Annotated in this window: 16 protein-coding genes; 8 read left to right on the top strand and 8 right to left on the bottom strand. The window is 68.2% G+C overall.

What is annotated here, in order from left to right; all coding sequences use genetic code 11:
* Window positions 1–19 precede the first annotated feature (19 nt).
* The 5 genes from H7I57_RS01885 to H7I57_RS01865 all read left to right on the top strand — a co-directional run bounded on the left by H7I57_RS01885 (window position 20) and on the right by H7I57_RS01865 (window position 6,039).
* The gene (locus H7I57_RS01885) at window positions 20–862 is read left to right on the top strand and encodes a TatD family hydrolase (RefSeq protein ID WP_372510093.1); all 843 of its coding nucleotides are present in this window, start codon (window positions 20–22) and stop codon (window positions 860–862) included.
* Between the two features lie 87 nt (window positions 863–949).
* Window positions 950–2,077 carry a resuscitation-promoting factor gene (locus tag H7I57_RS01880; protein ID WP_264021563.1) on the top strand — a complete coding sequence of 376 codons (1,128 nt, stop codon included), beginning with the start codon at window positions 950–952 and terminating at the stop codon, window positions 2,075–2,077.
* The gene (gene rsmA / locus H7I57_RS01875) at window positions 2,074–3,024 is read left to right on the top strand and encodes a 16S rRNA (adenine(1518)-N(6)/adenine(1519)-N(6))-dimethyltransferase RsmA (RefSeq protein ID WP_308204301.1); all 951 of its coding nucleotides are present in this window, start codon (window positions 2,074–2,076) and stop codon (window positions 3,022–3,024) included. The genes H7I57_RS01880 and rsmA overlap by 4 nt, the downstream gene beginning before the upstream one ends.
* A gap of 78 nt (window positions 3,025–3,102) precedes the next feature.
* Window positions 3,103–4,071 (top strand): 4-(cytidine 5'-diphospho)-2-C-methyl-D-erythritol kinase, encoded by a 969-nt coding sequence (locus H7I57_RS01870; RefSeq protein WP_264021562.1) that lies wholly within the window; start codon window positions 3,103–3,105, stop codon window positions 4,069–4,071.
* A gap of 333 nt (window positions 4,072–4,404) precedes the next feature.
* Entirely contained in the window at window positions 4,405–6,039 is a 1,635-nt protein-coding gene (locus H7I57_RS01865) for a fatty acyl-AMP ligase (RefSeq protein ID WP_264021561.1), read from the top strand.
* Window positions 6,040–6,118: 79 nt separating this feature from the next.
* Here H7I57_RS01865 and H7I57_RS01860 read toward each other — a convergent pair whose 3' ends face one another.
* The gene (locus H7I57_RS01860) at window positions 6,119–7,573 is read right to left on the bottom strand and encodes a lipase maturation factor family protein (protein ID WP_264021560.1); all 1,455 of its coding nucleotides are present in this window, start codon (window positions 7,571–7,573) and stop codon (window positions 6,119–6,121) included.
* 83 nt (window positions 7,574–7,656) lie between these two features.
* Here H7I57_RS01860 and H7I57_RS01855 point away from each other — a divergent pair, with 83 nt between their 5' ends.
* The 3 genes from H7I57_RS01855 (at window position 7,657) to H7I57_RS01845 (ending at window position 10,561) form a co-directional block, all read left to right on the top strand.
* Window positions 7,657–8,613, top strand: coding sequence for an efflux ABC transporter ATPase subunit, DrrA-related (locus H7I57_RS01855; RefSeq protein ID WP_264021558.1), 957 nt, complete (start codon window positions 7,657–7,659; stop codon window positions 8,611–8,613).
* Window positions 8,610–9,464: an ABC transporter permease gene (locus H7I57_RS01850; protein ID WP_264021557.1), complete on the top strand. Its 855-nt coding sequence runs from the start codon at window positions 8,610–8,612 to the stop codon at window positions 9,462–9,464. Before H7I57_RS01855 ends, H7I57_RS01850 begins: the two co-directional genes overlap by 4 nt.
* 65 nt (window positions 9,465–9,529) lie before the next feature.
* Window positions 9,530–10,561 (top strand): 4Fe-4S binding protein, encoded by a 1,032-nt coding sequence (locus tag H7I57_RS01845; RefSeq protein ID WP_264021556.1) that lies wholly within the window; start codon window positions 9,530–9,532, stop codon window positions 10,559–10,561.
* Window positions 10,562–10,587: 26 nt separating this feature from the next.
* Here the strand turns inward: H7I57_RS01845 and pth are convergent, their stop codons facing one another.
* From pth to glmU, 7 genes are all read right to left on the bottom strand, one after another.
* The gene (pth, locus tag H7I57_RS01840) at window positions 10,588–11,190 is read right to left on the bottom strand and encodes an aminoacyl-tRNA hydrolase (RefSeq protein ID WP_264021554.1); all 603 of its coding nucleotides are present in this window, start codon (window positions 11,188–11,190) and stop codon (window positions 10,588–10,590) included.
* 23 nt (window positions 11,191–11,213) lie between these two features.
* Complete coding sequence (locus tag H7I57_RS01835) at window positions 11,214–11,888, bottom strand: 50S ribosomal protein L25/general stress protein Ctc (protein ID WP_264021552.1); 675 nt, start codon at window positions 11,886–11,888, stop codon at window positions 11,214–11,216.
* A gap of 186 nt (window positions 11,889–12,074) precedes the next feature.
* Window positions 12,075–12,944, bottom strand: coding sequence for an oxidoreductase (locus tag H7I57_RS01830; RefSeq protein WP_264021551.1), 870 nt, complete (start codon window positions 12,942–12,944; stop codon window positions 12,075–12,077).
* A 105-nt stretch (window positions 12,945–13,049) separates the two neighbouring features.
* On the bottom strand, window positions 13,050–13,724 hold the full coding sequence (locus H7I57_RS01825; RefSeq protein ID WP_264021550.1) for an LpqN/LpqT family lipoprotein: 675 nt from the start codon (window positions 13,722–13,724) through the stop codon (window positions 13,050–13,052).
* On the bottom strand, window positions 13,721–14,074 hold the full coding sequence (arsC, locus tag H7I57_RS01820; protein ID WP_264021549.1) for an arsenate reductase (glutaredoxin): 354 nt from the start codon (window positions 14,072–14,074) through the stop codon (window positions 13,721–13,723). Before arsC ends, H7I57_RS01825 begins: the two co-directional genes overlap by 4 nt.
* 1 nt (window position 14,075) lies before the next feature.
* Window positions 14,076–15,056: a ribose-phosphate diphosphokinase gene (locus H7I57_RS01815; RefSeq protein ID WP_264021548.1), complete on the bottom strand. Its 981-nt coding sequence runs from the start codon at window positions 15,054–15,056 to the stop codon at window positions 14,076–14,078.
* Window positions 15,057–15,159: 103 nt separating this feature from the next.
* Window positions 15,160–16,638 carry a bifunctional UDP-N-acetylglucosamine diphosphorylase/glucosamine-1-phosphate N-acetyltransferase GlmU gene (gene glmU, locus H7I57_RS01810; protein ID WP_264021547.1) on the bottom strand — a complete coding sequence of 493 codons (1,479 nt, stop codon included), beginning with the start codon at window positions 16,636–16,638 and terminating at the stop codon, window positions 15,160–15,162.
* Window positions 16,639–16,641 lie beyond the last annotated feature (3 nt).

Genomic DNA, 16,641 nt, shown 5'->3' with positions numbered 1-16,641 from the left:
TTGAGCTTCACCCTAGAGTGTGGCCGTGAGTTCAAAGCGCGAGCCGCCGCCCCTGCCGGAACGCCTCGCGCCGCTGATCGACGCGCACACCCACCTCGACGCGTGCGGCGCCACCGACGCCGACGACGTGCGTGCGATCCTCGACCGCGCGGGCCAGGCGGGCGTGGGGGCGGTCGTCACCATCGCCGACGACCTGGCGGCGGCCAGGTGGGCGGTGGAGGCGGCCGACTGGGATCCGCGGGTGTACGCGGCGGTGGCGCTGCACCCCACCCGTGCCAACGCGCTCACCGAGGAGGCGCGGACGGTGATCGAGCGACTGGCCGGACATCCGCGGGTGGTCGCCGTCGGCGAGACGGGCATGGACATGTACTGGCCGGGGCGGCTCGAGGGGTGCGCCGAGCCCGGTGAACAGCGGGAGGCGTTCGCCTGGCACATCGACCTGGCCAAGCGGACCGGGAAGCCGCTGATGATCCACAACCGCGACGCCGACGCGGAGGTGCTCGACGTGCTGCGGGCCGAGGGCCCGCCCGAGACTGTGATCTTCCACTGTTTTTCGTCGGGGGTGGAGATGGCGCGGACGTGCGTGGCGGCCGGTTGGGTGCTGAGCCTGTCCGGGACGGTGAGCTTCCGAAACGCCCGTGCGCTGCGGGAAGCCGCTGCGCTGATCCCCCCGGAGCAACTGCTCGTCGAGACCGATGCGCCGTTTCTGACCCCGCACCCGTACCGCGGCGCGCCCAATGAGCCGTACTGCCTGCCCTACACTGTGCGAGCGTTGGCCGACGTCGTCGGCCGGCCTGCGGAGACGATCGCCGAGGAGAGTTCCGCGACCGCGGAGCGGGTGTACGGCCTTCAGAGTTGCTGAACCTAGGCCTGTTCGTTACCGTCTTGTAATCAAATACGGGTTGGCCGCTCTGCTGCCTGTAGTGCCTAGTCGGGGATAGACGACATTTTGAACGCTGTGAACAAACTTCATGAAACGCGCTCGCCGCTGCTGCGGCTCTTGGTCGCTGCGACGTTGCTGGCGTTGATCTTCGCGGGCGGAACCGCGGTTGCCGCACACAAGACGGTGACGTTGTCCGTCGACGGCGCATCGATGACCGTGCCGACGATGAAGACCCGCGTCATCGACGTCGTCACCGAGAACGGCTTCGAGGTCGGGGACCGCGACGACCTCTATCCGGCGGCGGATGCGCCCGTTTCGCAGTCCGAGACGATCGTGCTGCGTCGCAGCAGACCACTGGAGATATCGACCGACGGCGGTGGCACCGAACAGGTGTGGACCACCGCGTCGACGGTTCAGGAGGCGCTGTCTCAGCTGCAGATGACCGACAAGGCGCCCTTGGCGGCGTCGCGTGGTAGCCGTGTCCCGCTCGGCGGGATGTCGCTGCCCGTCGTGAGCCCAAGGACGGTGCAGATCAACGACGGTGGCGCGATCCGCACGGTGCGTCTGGCCGCACCCAACGTCGCCGCGTTGCTCGATGCCGCGGGAATCCCGCTGCAGCAAAGCGATACCGTCGTGCCGGCACCGGCGTCACCCGTCGTCGACGGAATGCAGGTCGCGGTCACCCGGAACCGCATCCACAAGATCACCGAGCGCACCCCGCTCGCCCCGAACAACCAGCGCATCGAGGATGTCACGCTCAACATGAGCCGGCAGATCGTCGAGGACCCGGGCGCTCCCGGCGCTCAGGACGTCACCTTCGCGGTCGCGACGGTCAACGGCGTCGAGACCGGCAGATTGCCAGTAGCCAATGTCGTCGTTTCGCCGGCACGTGACGGTGTGCTAAGGGTCGGCGCGAAGCCCGGTACCGAGGTGCCCCCGGTCTCCAACGGAGCGACCTGGGACGCGCTGTCACGCTGCGAAGCCGGAGGTAATTGGGCCATCAATACCGGCAACGGATATTTCGGTGGCGTCCAATTTGACCAAAACACGTGGGAGCGCAACGGTGGTCTGAGGTATGCTGCGAGGGCGGATCTGGCCACAAGAGAAGAGCAGATCGCGATTGCTGAGGTTACTCGGGCGCGTCAAGGTTGGGGGGCGTGGCCGACCTGTAGCGGGAGGATCGGTGCGTCGTGACAATTCGGCTGCTCGGGCGAACTGAGATACGCCATCTGGCCAAGGCCATGGACTTCAGGCCCCGCAAGTCATTTGGTCAGAACTTCGTCCACGACGCCAACACGGTGCGCCGCATCGTGTCGGCCTCCGGGGTGAACCGTTCCGACCACGTGCTCGAGGTCGGACCCGGCCTGGGTTCGCTGACGTTGGCGCTGCTCGACCGTGGCGCCAAGGTGACCGCCGTCGAGATCGATCCGGTGCTCGCCCGCCAGCTGCCGACGACCATTGCCGATCATTCGCACAGCGAGATCAACCGGTTGCATGTGCTCAACCGCGACATCCTGACGTTCAAGCGCTCCGATCTCGACGAGATGCCGACGGCGCTGGTCGCGAACCTGCCGTACAACGTCGCCGTCCCGGCGCTGCTGCACCTGCTCGCCGAGTTCCCGTCGATCCGCACCGTCATGGTGATGGTGCAGGCGGAGGTCGCCGAGCGCCTCGCCGCCGAACCGGGCGGCAAGGACTACGGCGTGCCCAGCGTGAAGGTGCGGTTCTTCGGAAACGTCCGCCGTTACGGCATGGTGTCGCCGACGGTGTTCTGGCCGATTCCGCGGGTCTACTCCGGCCTGGTGCGCATCGACCGTCACGAGACGTCGCCGTGGCCCACCGATCCGGAGTTCCGCGAGCAGGTGTTCGAGCTCATCGACGTGGCCTTCGCGCAGCGGCGCAAGACGTCGCGCAACGCATTCGCCGAGTGGGCGGGTTCGGGCAACGAGTCGGCCAGCCGGTTGCTTGCCGCCAGCATCGACCCGTCCCGCCGAGGCGAGACGCTGAGCATCGCCGACTTCGTGCGGCTGTTGCAGCGCTCCGAGGATTGGCACGTCACTCCCAAGGCCGCACCCGAGGCGGCCAAGCCGGCCGAGGAACCCGCGGTCGGCACGAAGCAGTCGGAGATCAGCGCGCTCTGAGTCGCTTTCAGAGTCGCTTCCTGGGTCGCTTCCGGTGGCGAGTTCACCCGTTCGGCGTCGCGGCGTTAGTGTCGTTCGATGTCCGCGCGTGACGGGAGTACGGCACCCGAGTGGGTTCCCACCGGGTCGGTCAGTGTCCGGGTTCCGGGCAAGGTCAATCTCTACCTCGAGGTGGGGGACCGCCGCGACGACGGCTACCACGAGCTGACGACGGTCTTCCACGCGGTGTCGCTGCTCGACGAGGTGACGGTCACGACCGCCGACATGTTGTCGCTGGAGCTGTCCGGTGAGGGCGCCGAATCCCTGCCGACCGACGAGCGCAACCTCGCGTGGCGCGCAGCCGAGCTGCTCGCCGAGCACGTCGGCCGCACCCCGGACGTCGCGATCTCGATCGAGAAGACGATCCCGGTCGCGGGCGGGATGGCCGGCGGCAGCGCCGACGCGGCGGCCGTCCTGGTGGCGATGAACGCGCTGTGGGAGCTCGGCGTGCCGCGGCGGGACCTGCACACGCTGGCCGCCGCGCTCGGCAGCGACGTGCCGTTCGCCCTGCACGGCGGCACGGCGCTGGGCACCGGCCGTGGCGAGGAGCTCGCCACGGTGCTGGCGCGCAACACGTTCCACTGGGTGCTGGCGTTCTCCGCGGGCGGGCTGTCCACCAAGAAGGTCTTCGCCGAGATCGACCGGCTGCGCGCCGCCGGGGACAGGCACCTGCCGCCGCGCCTGGAAACCGCCGAACCGGTGCTGGCCGCGCTGGCGTCGGGGGATCCCGCGGAACTGGCGCCGCTGCTCGGCAACGACCTGCAGGCCGCGGCGCTGAGCCTCGACGCGTCGCTGCGCCGCACGCTGCGCGCCGGGGTCGACGCGGGCGCGCTGGCGGGCATCGTGTCGGGCTCGGGCCCCACCTGCGCGTTCCTGTGTCCCTCGGCGGGTGCCGCGGTGGACGTGGGCACCGAGCTCGCGGGCGCGGGTGTATGTCGCACGGTGCGGGTGGCCAGCGGGCCGGTGCAGGGGGCCCGCGTCGTACCGACCCCATCAGCGTCTGTGTAGAAACCCAGCTTCTGTGTGGAACCAGCACGCTGCTTGTTCATCACGAATTGGTGTGACTAATGCCTCAATAGTCGCGTCCGTTTGGCAGTTACTTAAGAGTTGCTTAAGATGAGCGACGGTGAGAGCTAGCGGTCGAGCACTGGACGCGATGAGTTCCCCCACCGGCGACAACGGTGGGCGATGGACTGGATTCGCCCGCGGTTATGGGACATCACCGATTCGAGACACAACCGCTCCCCAAATGTGTGCGCGCCTCCGTGAAAAGGCCTCCCATCAGGCGGAGCATTGCCCACGGGCATACATACCGGGGCAAATGTCGGCGAGGAGGTCGTGGTGAGCAGATTCACCGAGAAGATGTACCGGAATGCCCGCACCACCGGCAGGGGCATGGTCACCGGCGAGCCGTATGAGCCGGTTCGGCACACCTGGGGCGAGGTGCACGAGCGGGCGCGGCGCATCGCCGGTGGGCTCGCCGCAGCCGGAGTCGGTCTCGGTGACGCCGTCGGCGTGCTGGCCGGGTTCCCGGTGGAGATCGCCCCCACCGCCCAGGGTCTGTGGATGCGCGGTGCCAGCCTGACCATGCTGCACCAGCCGACCCCGCGCACCGACCTGGCCATGTGGGCCGACGACACCATGATGGTCATCGGGATGATCGAGGCCAAGGCCGTCATCGTCTCCGAGCCGTTCCTGGTCGCGATCCCGGTCCTCGAGGAAAAGGGCATCAAGGTCCTGACCGTCGGCGACCTGCTGGCCTCCGACCCGATCGATCCCATCGACGTGGGTGAGGACGATCTGGCGCTGATGCAATTAACGAGCGGATCTACTGGTTCACCTAAAGCCGTGCAGATCACCCACCGCAACATCTACTCCAACGCCGAGGCCATGTTCATCGGCGCCCAGTACGACGTCGACACCGACGTCATGGTCAGCTGGCTGCCCTGCTTCCACGACATGGGCATGGTCGGCTTCCTGACCATCCCGATGTACTTCGGCGCCGAGTTGGTCAAGGTCACGCCCATGGACTTCCTGCGGGACACCCTGCTGTGGGCCAAGCTCATCGACAAGTACAAGGGCACCATGACCGCGGCGCCGAACTTCGCCTACGCGTTGTTCGCCAAGCGGCTGCGCCGCCAGGCCAAGCCCGGCGAGTTCGACCTGTCCACGCTGCGGTTCGCGCTGTCCGGCGCGGAGCCCGTCGAACCGGCCGACGTCGAGGACCTGATCGACGCGGGTAAGCCGTTCGGCCTGCGTCCCGAGGCGATCCTGCCGGCCTACGGCATGGCCGAGACCACGCTGGCGGTGTCGTTCTCGCCGTGCGGTGCCGGCCTGGTCGTCGACGAGGTCGACGCCGACCTGCTGGCGGCGCTGCGCCGGGCGGTGCCGTCCTCCAAGGGCAACACCAAGCGGCTGGCCAAGCTGGGCCCGCTGCTGACCGACCTGGAAGCCCGCATCATCGACGACCACGGCAACGTCATGCCTGCGCGTGGGGTCGGCGTCATCGAACTGCGTGGCGAATGCCTGACCCCCGGCTACCTGACCATGGGCGGCTTCATCCCGGCCCAGGACGAGGCCGGCTGGTATGACACCGGCGACCTCGGCTACCTGACCGAGGAGGGCCACGTCGTGGTCTGCGGTCGTGTCAAGGACGTCATCATCATGGCGGGCCGCAACATCTACCCGACAGACATCGAACGCGCGGCAGGCCGCGTCGAAGGGGTGCGGGCCGGCTGCGCGGTCGCGGTCCGCCTGGACGCCGGGCACTCGCGCGAGACCTTCGCCGTCGCCGTCGAGTCCAACGCCTGGGAGGATCCCGTCGAGGTGCGTCGCATCGAGCACCAGGTCGCCCACGAGGTGGTGGCGGAGGTCGACGTGCGCCCCCGCAACGTGGTCGTGCTCGGGCCGGGAAGCATCCCCAAGACGCCGTCGGGCAAGCTGCGGCGCTCGACCTCCGTCTCGCTGGTCACCTAGCCAGTTCCCCGGCGCACCTCAGCGCGAGCGGGCGGGTCTGCACCCGACATGCCGCAGACTCTCGCTACTCCACGCGCGCTCACCGTGCGGGTGGCGATTCGCCCGAGCCCAGCGCGACGGCCGGCAGGTAGTCACCGACCAGGGTTCGGTGCCACCAGCACCGTTCCTCGCGCAACTCCCGCCAGGTCGTGAACCGGTATTCGTACAGCCGCGCCCGGATGCATCGGGGTGGCCCGTGGGGAAACGGATTGTGCCCGAGTAGACGAAGCGTCGCGGCGTCGTTGCGCAGCAGCCGTACCACCAACGGACGGAACCAGTCGCGCGCGTAGGCCGGTGACAGCGCCGCGAACCACATCATCCAGTCCAGGCGCAGGTGGTAGGGCGCCCACTGCCGGGGCATCCGGCGCGGGTCACCGGGTTTTCCCTTGAAGCCGTACTCCTTCCACACCGTCGCCTCGGTGGGTTCCGACTCGTCGGTCCCCTCGATGACCACCTCGTACCGGACCCGCCCGATGGTGCCGAACGCCCCGTAGGTGTTCACCAGATGGAAGGGGTTGAACGACGCGTTCATCCGCTGCCGGCGTCCGAGCATGTTGCGCACGGGCCAGTAGCTCAGGGACACCGTCAGCACCGTGCCTGCGATCACCAGGACGGCGAACCACAGCGGCGGCCCGGGCTGGGCCGGAGGCGCGGACAGCGGCAACACCCGGGCGAACGCGGTCTGGTCGACAGCGCTGAACGCAAGGATGATCGTCAGCCAGTTGAGCCAGGCGAAGTTCCCGGACAGCACCAGCCACACTTGCGTGACGATCACGATCCCCGCTGCCACCGAGGCCACCGGTTGCGGAGCGAACAACGCGAACGGTACGACCAGCTGGGCGACGTGGTTGCCGGCGACCTCGACACGGTGCAGGGGCTTGGGCAGGTGGTGGAAAAACGAACTCAGCGGGCCCGGCATCGGCTGGGTCTCGTGGTGGTAGTCCAGACAGCTCAGATCGCGCCAGCACGGATCGCCACGCATCTTGATCAACCCGGCGCCGAACTCCACGCGGAACAACAGCCAGCGCGCCAGCCACAACGTCAGGACCGGCGGCGCCGTGTCGTCATTGCCCAGCAGCATGGCCAGGAAGCCCGCCTCCAACAACAGCGACTCCCAACCGAAGCCGTACCAGCGCTGCCCGACGTTGACGATCGACAGGTACAGCACCCACAGCGCCAGCCACGCCGACGTGGCCGCCCACAGCGGTACCAGGTCGTCGACGCCGGCGACGAGGGCGGCCGCCAGCGCCGCCCCGCTCCAGCACACGGCGGTGAAGAAGCGGTCGGAGTAGTGGAGATGGAACACGCTCGGGGCGACCCGGAACGCCACCTGGGCGACGAACCGGGGCACCGGCAGCATTCCCTGTTCACCGATCAGCGCGCGGAACTGGCGGGCCGCGCCGACGAACGCGATCAGGTATATCGCCGCCACACCGCGCTGCAGCACCTCCCGGGCCAGCCAGTACCCGGGTGCGTCGAACCAGTCCGCGTGCACGTCTCCAGTAGACGCCGTTGCGGGCCGGGATGGCGGACAAAAGCATTGGTCCGATGTCGGTGTGCGCCTATACCGTCGATGCCATGGAATCCGCGATCGAAGCGATCGACCTGGTGAAGCGTTACGGCCGCGAAACCGCCGTCGACGGTGTCAGCTTCACAGTGCCGCCGGGCACCGTGCTCGGGCTGCTCGGCCCCAACGGGGCGGGCAAGACGACCACGGTGCGGATGATGACCACGCTCACCGAGCCCACCAGCGGCACCGCCCGCGTCGCCGGCTTCGACGTGCGCACCCACCCTGACCAGGTGCGGCGGCACATGGGCCTGACCGGTCAGGTGGCCACCGTCGACGAACTCCTCACCGGGAGCGAGAACATCCGGATGATCGGGGGGCTCTACGGTATCCGGCGCAAAGACCTGCAGAAGCTCGGAAGCCAACTGCTGGAACAGTTCTCGCTCACCGACGCGGCCGAGCGCGTGGTCAAGTCCTACTCCGGTGGGATGCGCCGCCGGTTGGACCTCGCGGTGAGCCTGCTGGCGTCGCCACCGGTGTTGTTCCTCGACGAGCCGACCACCGGGCTGGATCCCCGCAGCCGCAACGAGTTGTGGGAGGTGCTGCGCGGCCTGGTGGCCCAGGGCACCACACTGCTGCTGACCACCCAGTACCTCGAGGAAGCCGATCAGCTCGCCGACAACATCGTCGTGATCGACAGGGGCCGGATCATCGCCCAGGGGTCCCCGATGGAACTCAAGCAGCAGGCGGGGCGCGCCAGTCTCGTGGTCACCGTCGCCGACGCCGCGGACCTGGAGCCCGCCCAGACCCTGCTCGCGCGGACCGGGGCCGAGGTGTTCGTCGACGTCGGTGCCCGCCGGCTCTCCGCCTCGGCCGAAGGTTTGGGCGACATGATCGATGTGGCGGGGTGGTTGCGCGACAGCGGCATCGGCGTGGACGACATCGGGTTGTCCCGCCCCAGCCTCGACGACGTGTTCCTGACGCTCACCGGGCACCGCACCGAAGACACCGAGGAGGTCGAGGTATGACCGCGCTCGACACGACGGCACAAGCGCCCGTCCAGGTCCGACCCGTCCCGACCCACCCGACCAATCTCGTCCAGCAGTCGTGGATCATGGTGAAGCGCAACATGATCCACACCAAGCGGATGCCCGAGATGCTCAGCGACGTCACCGCTCAGCCCATCATGTTCGTGCTGCTGTTCGCGTTCGTCTTCGGGGCATCGATCACCAACACCGGCGGCGCGTCCTACCGGGAGTTCCTGCTGCCGGGCATCCAGGCGCAGACCATCGTGTTCTCGGCGTTCGTGGTCGCCTCGGGAATCACCGCCGACGTCGAGAAGGGGATCATCGACAGGTTCCGGTCGCTGCCGATATCCCGCTCCTCGGTGCTGATCGGCCGGAGCATCGCCAGCGTCATCCACTCGTCGCTGGGCGTGGTCGTGATGGCACTGACCGGCCTGGCCATCGGATGGCGGATCCGCAACAGCATCGGCGAGGCGATCCTGGCGTTCGCCCTTCTGCTGTTGTTCGGCTTCGGGATGATCTGGTTCGGCATCCTCATCGGTTCGTTGATGCGCACCGTGGAAGCGGTCAACGGGGTGATGTTCACCGCGCTGTTCCCCATGACGTTTCTCGCCAACACGTTCGTGCCCACCGAACCGATGCCGCACTGGCTGCGCGTGATCGCCGAATGGAACCCGGTGTCGTCGCTGGCGCAGGCGATGCGGGAACTGTGGGGCAACGGCGGACCGGCTCCCGCGAGCGCTCAACTGCCGCTTCAGCATCCGGTGCTGTCGACGATCCTGTGGTCGCTCGCGTTGACCGCGGTGTTCGCGCCGGTCGCGCTGTACGCCTACCGGCGCCGCACCTCCGGCTAGGGCCGTCGGTGGACCCGGCACGCGCGCGCCCGCACGCGCGCTGAGTATTGTGTACTATACCTAGCATGGTCGAGAAGCTGCCCACACGTCTGGCCGAACACCCCACGGTGCGCACGGTGCGGTCCCGCCCGAAGTCCGAGCCCGTGGTGATCGACGCCGACTGGCTGCGGCAGGTGTGCCTGGATGCGGGCGCCGACGACGTCGGCTTCGCCAGCGTCGCCGACCCCGCGCTGAGTTCGGAACGACCGCACGTCGAGGCGGCCCTGCCCGGCGCCGTGAGCTACATCTCCCTCGTCGTGAGGATGAACCGCGACAACGTGCGATCGAGCGAAAGAAGTATCGCCAACCAGGAGTTCCACCGCAGCGGCGAGATCATGAACGAGGCGGCGCACCGCATCACCCGTGTGCTACAGGACGCAGGCCACCGGGTGGTCAACCCGTCCGCCACCTTCCCGATGGAGATGGATCGCTTCCCCGGTCGAATCTGGGTGGTGGCGCACAAGCCGGTCGCCGTCGCTGCGGGCCTCGGCGCGATGGGCATCCACCGCAACGTGATTCATCCGCGGTTCGGCAACTTCATCCTGCTCGGCACCGTGCTGGTTGCCTCGGAGATCAGCAGTTACGGTGAACCGCTCGACTACTCACCGTGCCTGGAATGCAAGCTGTGCGTGGCGGCGTGCCCCGTCGGTGCGATCAAGAAGAACGGTGACTTCGACTTCATCGCCTGTTCGGTGCACAACTACCGCGAGTTCATGGGCGGCTTCACCGACTGGGCGCAGACCATCGCCGACAGCGAAGATGCCGCCGACTTTCGCTCCCGCGTCAGCGATTCCGAGAACGCGTCGATGTGGCAGAGCCTGTCGTTCAAGGCCAACTACAAGGCCGCCTACTGCCTGGCGGTCTGCCCCGCGGGCGAGGACGTCATCGAGCCGTATCTCGACGACCGCAAGGGCTTCATGGACCTGGTGCTCAAACCGCTGCAGGACAAGGTGGAAACGCTCTACGTGCTGCCGAACTCCGAGGCCGAGGCGCACGCAGTCAAGCGGTACCCGCACAAGCCGGTGAAACGGGTCGACAGCGGAATTCGCGGTGTGTGACCCGGTGGGGCGAAGCCCAGTTGGGCTCAGCCCCAGGCGTGGACGACGTTCTGCGCGGGCTCGAGTCCCTGGGCGATCAGCAACTCCGCCGCGTCGGCGGCCTGCTCGCAGATCGTCGGCACTTCCTTGCGCTCGGTGGCGTTGAAGTTCTCCAGCACGAAGCCGGCGCCCGACATCCGCCCGGGCGGCTTGCCGATGCCGATCCGGATCCGCTGGAAGTCGTTGCTGCCCAACGCCGATGCGACCGAGCGGAGGCCGTTGTGTCCTGCCACCCCGCCCCCTGCCTTGAGCCGGATGCGCCCGAAGTCGATGTCCAGCTCGTCGTGGATCACCACGATGTCGGCCGGGGGCACCGAGTAGAACTTCGCCAGCGGACCCACCTGACGCCCGGACTCGTTCATGTAGACGCGGGGCTTGGCGAGCACCACCGAACGGCCGGCGAGCCGCCCGGTGGCCACCTCGGCGCCAGACTTCTTGTGCACCTTGAACTTCTCGCCGATGCGGTCGGTGAGAATGTCGACCACGATGAAGCCGAGGTTGTGTCGGGTCGTGGCGTAGTTCGGTCCGGGGTTGCCCAGGCCGACCACCAGCAGGGGCCCCCGCCCTTCGGCGGGGGACGGCTCTGCCACGACAGCGGTCCGTTCTGCCCGGACTATTCGGAAGCGGATTCGGATTCCGACTCCGACGCGGCGCCCTCGGAGACTTCCTCGGCGGCGGTCTCCTCGGCGGCAGCCGGACCTTCCTCACCGGCGCCCTCGGCTTCGAGGTCCTCGGCGGTCGGCGCGACGATCACGTTGACGACCAACAGCTCGGGGTCGGACACCAGCGTCACGCCGGAGGGCAGCTCGACGTCGGAGGCGGTGATCTGGGTACCGGCCTGGGCATCCTCCACCGAGACGGTGAACTGTTCGGGGATCGACTGCACGTCGGCCTCGATCTCGATGGTGTTGGTTTCCTGGTTCACCAGTGTGCCGGGGGCGGCGTCGCCCTCGACCACGACGTTGACGTCGACGGTCACCTTCTCGCCGCGGCGCACCACGAGCAGGTCGGCGTGCTGAATGTTGCGCCGGATCGGGTGGATCTCCAGAGCCTTGGTGAGGGCGAGCTGCTCATTGCCGTCGATGTCCAGTGTGAGCACGGCGTTGGTGCCTGCGTGACGCAGCACGGCGGCGAAGTCGCGGCCGTCGAGCTCGAGGTGCTGCGGGTCGGAGCCGTGGCCGTACAGCACCGCGGGAACCTTGCCCTCGCGGCGGGCACGGCGCGAGGCGCCCTTGCCGGTGACGGTGCGGACCTGCGCGGTCAGATTATTGGGGGCGTTCTTCGCCATTTTCGGTGCTCCTGTGCCGGTGATCGGTGTCGGGCACGGCCAGGGGTTGCACACCTAAGAGACGCTGGTTCCCGTCAGATGCTGTTCCCGTCGATAACGGTGGCCTCAGAAATCAGGCTGGAAATCAAGCCACCCTCGCCGTGACGCGTCCGCAAGGGTAGCGCACCTCATGCCGCCGGAGAAAATCTACAGCGGGAACTCGACCCCGGTGAGCTGTTCGGAAAGGGTCCACAGCGCCCTGGCTTTGTCCCGATTACGCGCCAGCGGACTGCGCTGGGCCCGGCCGGTGGGGCCGCGCATCGCGAACCGCGGGCCGATGAAGCTGTCTCCTGGCAGGTTCTGCGAGGCCGCGTAGAGGGTCTGGCAGGCGCCGAAGTCGGCGTCGGTGGCCATCAGCCGGTTGGCTGCGTTCCAGATCGGGGTGCCGAACTTGTTTCCGGTCTGCCCCTGGAGGTTGGTCGCCGAGTACCCGGGATGGGCGGCCACCGCCGTGACGGTGGACCCCGCAGCGTCCAGCCTGCGCTGCAACTCCGTGGTGAACAGCAGGTTGGCGAGCTTCGACTGGCCGTAGGCCGGCCAGGCGAGGTACGGCCGCGACTTCCAGTTGAGGTCCTTGAGGCTGATGTAGCCCAGGAGGTGCATCATCGACGACACGGTGACCACCCGGTCGGTGAGGCGGGGCAGCAGCAGGTTCGTCAGCGCGAAGTGGCCGAGGTGGTTGGTGCCGATCTGGCTCTCGAATCCGTCCGCGGTCTGCGCGTACGGAACCGCCATGATGCCTGCGTTGTTGATCAGCACGTCGACGCCGCTGACGCCGTCGGCGAACTCCCGGACCGAGGCCAGGCTCTGCAGGTCGAGCTTGCGCACCTCCACGTCGCCCGCCATCTGCGCCGCGGCCGCATTGCCCTTGTCGAGGTTGCGCACCGCCAGGATCGTCCTGGCGCCGACGCGGGCCAACTCGCGGGCGGTCACCAGGCCCAGCCCCGAGTTGGCGCCGGTGACGATGACGGTGCGTCCGGCGAAAGAGGGCAGGTCGGCGGCGGTCCAGTCGCTCATGTCCACCACCCTAGTGGGGCCGGACAACACCGCCACCCCGCCGAAACGGCATTCCAGCAGCCAAAGGTCGAGTGCGGACCTGACGGAATGCCGTTTCGGCGGTGATTACTTCGGCACCTCGACGGTGAAGCCGCTGATGATCGTCTCCATGTCCGTCGACTCCTCGGCCGCCTTGTCGGCGTAGCCGGTGACGGTGAACTGGATCAGGTAACGCTGACCACCGGCACCGGGCTTCTGCGGGGCGCCGGTGGCGATGACGATGCGGTTGTAGGTGTGCATCCGGGAGCCGTTGAGGTCGTAGCTGCCCTCGATCATCGACGACGGGAAGCCGCCGAAATCGGTGGCCGACGAGTTGAGCTCGGTGAAGTTCTCCGACATCTCGGCGTCGACGTTGCCGTGGGTGACGGCTTCGCGGGCGTCGAAGTCGCCGTCGAGTTCGAACACCATCAGCATCGCGGTCGGATAGGTGTCGCCCTTGACGATCATCCGGGCGCCCGGGGCGAGGTTGGTGCCCTGGTACGGCGTCCATCCCGGCGGGGTGGGCATCGAGACGGTGAGGTCGGTCAGCTTGTCGAAGACGACGGGCTCGCCGATGACGCCGGCCTTCTCCAGGAATGCGGCGATGGGCACCCGATCCGCATCGGTTGTGGCGGCCGGGGCCGTGGTCGTCGCGCTCGGCGTCGACCACACGGACTGGTAGTCGGGCGCCGCCGTCGCGCAGCCCGCGCAGCCGAGCGCCGCCAGCGCGGCAGCGACCGCCAGCCGTGCTCGAAACGTCACAGAATCTCTCGCACGCTCTCGAGCGGTCGCGCCAGGCGGGTGCCCTTGGGCGTCACCACGAACGGCCGCTCGATCAGGATCGGATTCGCGGCCATCGCGTCGAGCAGTTCGTCGTCGGATGCCGAGGCCAGATCGAGTTCGACGTACAGCGGTTCGCGCTTGCGCACCGCCGCGCGCACCTCGATGCCGGCGTCGTCGATCAGCTCGATCAGCTCGGCGCGTGACGGCGGCGTCTTGAGGTACTGCACGATCTCGGGCTCGATGCCGTTGTCGCGCAACAACTCCAGCGTCTTGCGCGACGTGGAGCACTTCGGGTTGTGATAGATGACGGAGTCGCCACGCTCGGGCATGTCAGGCCGATCCGTCGAAAAGTCCTGTCACCGAACCGTTGTCGAAAACCGCCCGGATGGTGTTCGCCAGCAGTGGGGCGATGGACAGCACGGTGAGCGCAGGGAACATCTTCTCCTCACCGATCGGCAGCGTATTGGTGACGATGACCTCACGGGCGCCGGATTCGGCCAGTCGCTCGCGGGCCGGGTCCGACAGCACACCGTGGGTGGCGGCGATGACGACGTCGGCCGCACCGTCCTGCTTGAGCAGGCGTACCGCCCCGGCGATGGTGCCACCGGTGTCGATCATGTCGTCGGTGAGGATGCAGGTCTTGCCGGCCACGTCGCCGACGACACGGTTGGACTTCACCTGGTTGGGCACCATCGGGTCACGGGTCTTGTGGATGAAGGCCAGCGGGACGCCACCGAGGGAGTCGGCCCACTTCTCGGCGACACGCACCCGGCCGGAATCGGGGGAGACCACCACCATGTCGTGGTTGGAGTAGTTCTCGGCGATGTAGCCGGTCAACAGCTTCTGCGCCCGCATGTGGTCGACGGGCCCGTCGAAGAACCCCTGGATCTGATCGGTGTGCAGGTCGACGGTGACGATCCGGTCGACCCCGGCGGTCTTGAGCAGGTCGGCGACCAGGCGCGCGGAGATGGGCTCACGGCCGCGGTGCTTCTTGTCCTGGCGGGCGTAGGGGTAGAACGGCAGGATCGCGGTGATGCGCTTGGCGCTGCCGCGCTTGAGCGCGTCGATCATCAGCAGCTGTTCCATGAGCCATTGGTTCAGCGGCCACGGGTGGCTCTGCAGCACGAACGCGTCGCACCCGCGCACCGACTCGTCGAAGCGAACGAAGATCTCGCCGTTGGCGAAGTCCCGCGCGGTCTGCGCGGTGACCGGAACGTCGAGCTCCTTGGCGACCTGCTCGGCCAGCTCGGGGTGCGCCCGACCAGAGAAGAGCATCAGGTTCTTGCGGTTGTCGGTCCAGTCGTGACTCACAGGCTGCCCTTGGCGTCGGGGTATCGATACGGGGCCATCGTACGTAGCGCTCACACCCGTACGCTGCCGGGTTACCAGAATGCCAACAAACGGCGACCGGCTGCTACTGGTCGGTAGGTTCCCCGTCCTGCGTGTCGGCGGCGTCGGTAGGAGTCCGGTTCGCCGCGGCTGCCGCGGCCGCCGCAGCGCTGCCGGGCCGCTTCCGCCCCACCCAGCCTTCGATGTTGCGTTGCGGTCCCGCGGACACCGCCAGCGCACCCGGGGGGACGTCCTCGCGGACCACCGTTCCCGCGCCGGTGTATGCGCCGTCCCCGATGGTCACCGGCGCCACGAACATGGTGTCCGACCCGGTGCGGACGTGAGAGCCAATGGTGGTGCGGCGCTTGGTTTCTCCGTCGTAGTTGACGAAGACGCTGGACGCGCCGATGTTGCTGTTCTCGCCGATGTCGGCGTCCCCGACGTAGGTCAGGTGGGGCACTTTGGTGCCGTCGCCGATCGAGGCGTTCTTCGTCTCGACGAATGCGCCGAGTTTGCCCGCGACGCCCAGCACCGTGCCCGGCCGCAGGTAGGTGAAGGGGCCGACGACGGCGTCGTCACCGATCACCGACGACGTGCCGTGGGTGCGGACCACCTCGGCGCCGTCGCCGACGGTGACGTCGGTCAGGGTGGTGTCCGGCCCGATCTGGCAGCGGCCGCCGATACGCGCGGCGCCCAGCAGCTGGGTGCCGGGGTGCACGACGGTGTCGCGGCCGATGGAGACGTCGACGTCGATCCACGTCGACGCGGGGTCGATGATCGTCACGCCCGCGCGCTGATGCCCGGCGACGATGCGGCGGTTGAGTTCGGCGCCCAGCTCGGCCAGTTGGACGCGGTCGTTGACGCCGGTGACCAGCGCGGTGTCGTCGACATGCTGGGCCCGCACGATGCGCCCGTCGGAACGCACGATCGAGATGACGTCGGTCAGGTAGAGCTCGTGTTGCGCATTGTCCGAGCGCAGCCGGCCCAGCGCCGAGCGCAGCGCCCCGATGTCGAAGGCATACACACCGGCGTTGACCTCGGTGATCGCCCGCTGTGAGGGGCTGGCGTCGGTCTGCTCCACGATGCCCATCACCGCCCCGTCCTGGGTGCGCAGGATCCGCCCGTAGCCGGTCGGGTCCGCCAACGTCGTGGTCAGCACCCTCGCGACGGCCGACTCGGCGCTGTGCGCGGCGATCAGGTCGGCCAGCGTGTCGGCGTCCAGCAGCGGCACGTCGCCCGAGGTCACGACCACAATGCCGTCGAAATCGGGTGGCAGGGCCGACAGCCCGCACTCCGCCGCGTGCCCGGTGCCCTGCTGCTGCTCCTGGACGGCGATCTCCACCGACTGACCCAGCTTGTGGCCGATCTCCAGGGCCGCGGGTGCGACGCGCTCGCGGTCGCGCCCCACGACCACCACCAGGTGCCGCGGCGCGACCTTCGCCACCGCGTGCAGGCAGTGCGCCAGCATGCTGCGACCGCCGAGGGTGTGCAGCACTTTCGGGGTGTCGGACTTCATCCGGGTGCCGGCACCCGCCGCCAGGACCAGGACCGCGGCTTCACGCATAGA

The organism is Mycolicibacterium pyrenivorans, assembly GCF_025821625.1.
Lineage (GTDB): Bacteria > Actinomycetota > Actinomycetes > Mycobacteriales > Mycobacteriaceae > Mycobacterium > Mycobacterium pyrenivorans.
The sequence above is the reverse complement of the archived record's forward strand: the minus strand, read 5'-3'. Positions and strand labels throughout refer to the sequence as shown.

What these genes read in the sequence shown, in the direction of transcription:
- H7I57_RS01870 (WP_264021562.1), top strand. Translation starts at nt 3,103, where the DNA reads ATGTCCGCGCGTGACGGGAGTACGGCACCCGAGTGGGTTCCCACCGGG.
- H7I57_RS01855 (WP_264021558.1), top strand. Translation starts at nt 7,657, where the DNA reads ATGGAATCCGCGATCGAAGCGATCGACCTGGTGAAGCGTTACGGCCGC.
- H7I57_RS01850 (WP_264021557.1), top strand. Translation starts at nt 8,610, where the DNA reads ATGACCGCGCTCGACACGACGGCACAAGCGCCCGTCCAGGTCCGACCC.
- H7I57_RS01845 (WP_264021556.1), top strand. Translation starts at nt 9,530, where the DNA reads ATGGTCGAGAAGCTGCCCACACGTCTGGCCGAACACCCCACGGTGCGC.
- H7I57_RS01835 (WP_264021552.1), bottom strand. Translation starts at nt 11,888, where the DNA reads ATGGCGAAGAACGCCCCCAATAATCTGACCGCGCAGGTCCGCACCGTC.
- H7I57_RS01830 (WP_264021551.1), bottom strand. Translation starts at nt 12,944, where the DNA reads ATGAGCGACTGGACCGCCGCCGACCTGCCCTCTTTCGCCGGACGCACC.
- arsC (WP_264021549.1), bottom strand. Translation starts at nt 14,074, where the DNA reads ATGCCCGAGCGTGGCGACTCCGTCATCTATCACAACCCGAAGTGCTCC.
- glmU (WP_264021547.1), bottom strand. Translation starts at nt 16,638, where the DNA reads ATGCGTGAAGCCGCGGTCCTGGTCCTGGCGGCGGGTGCCGGCACCCGG.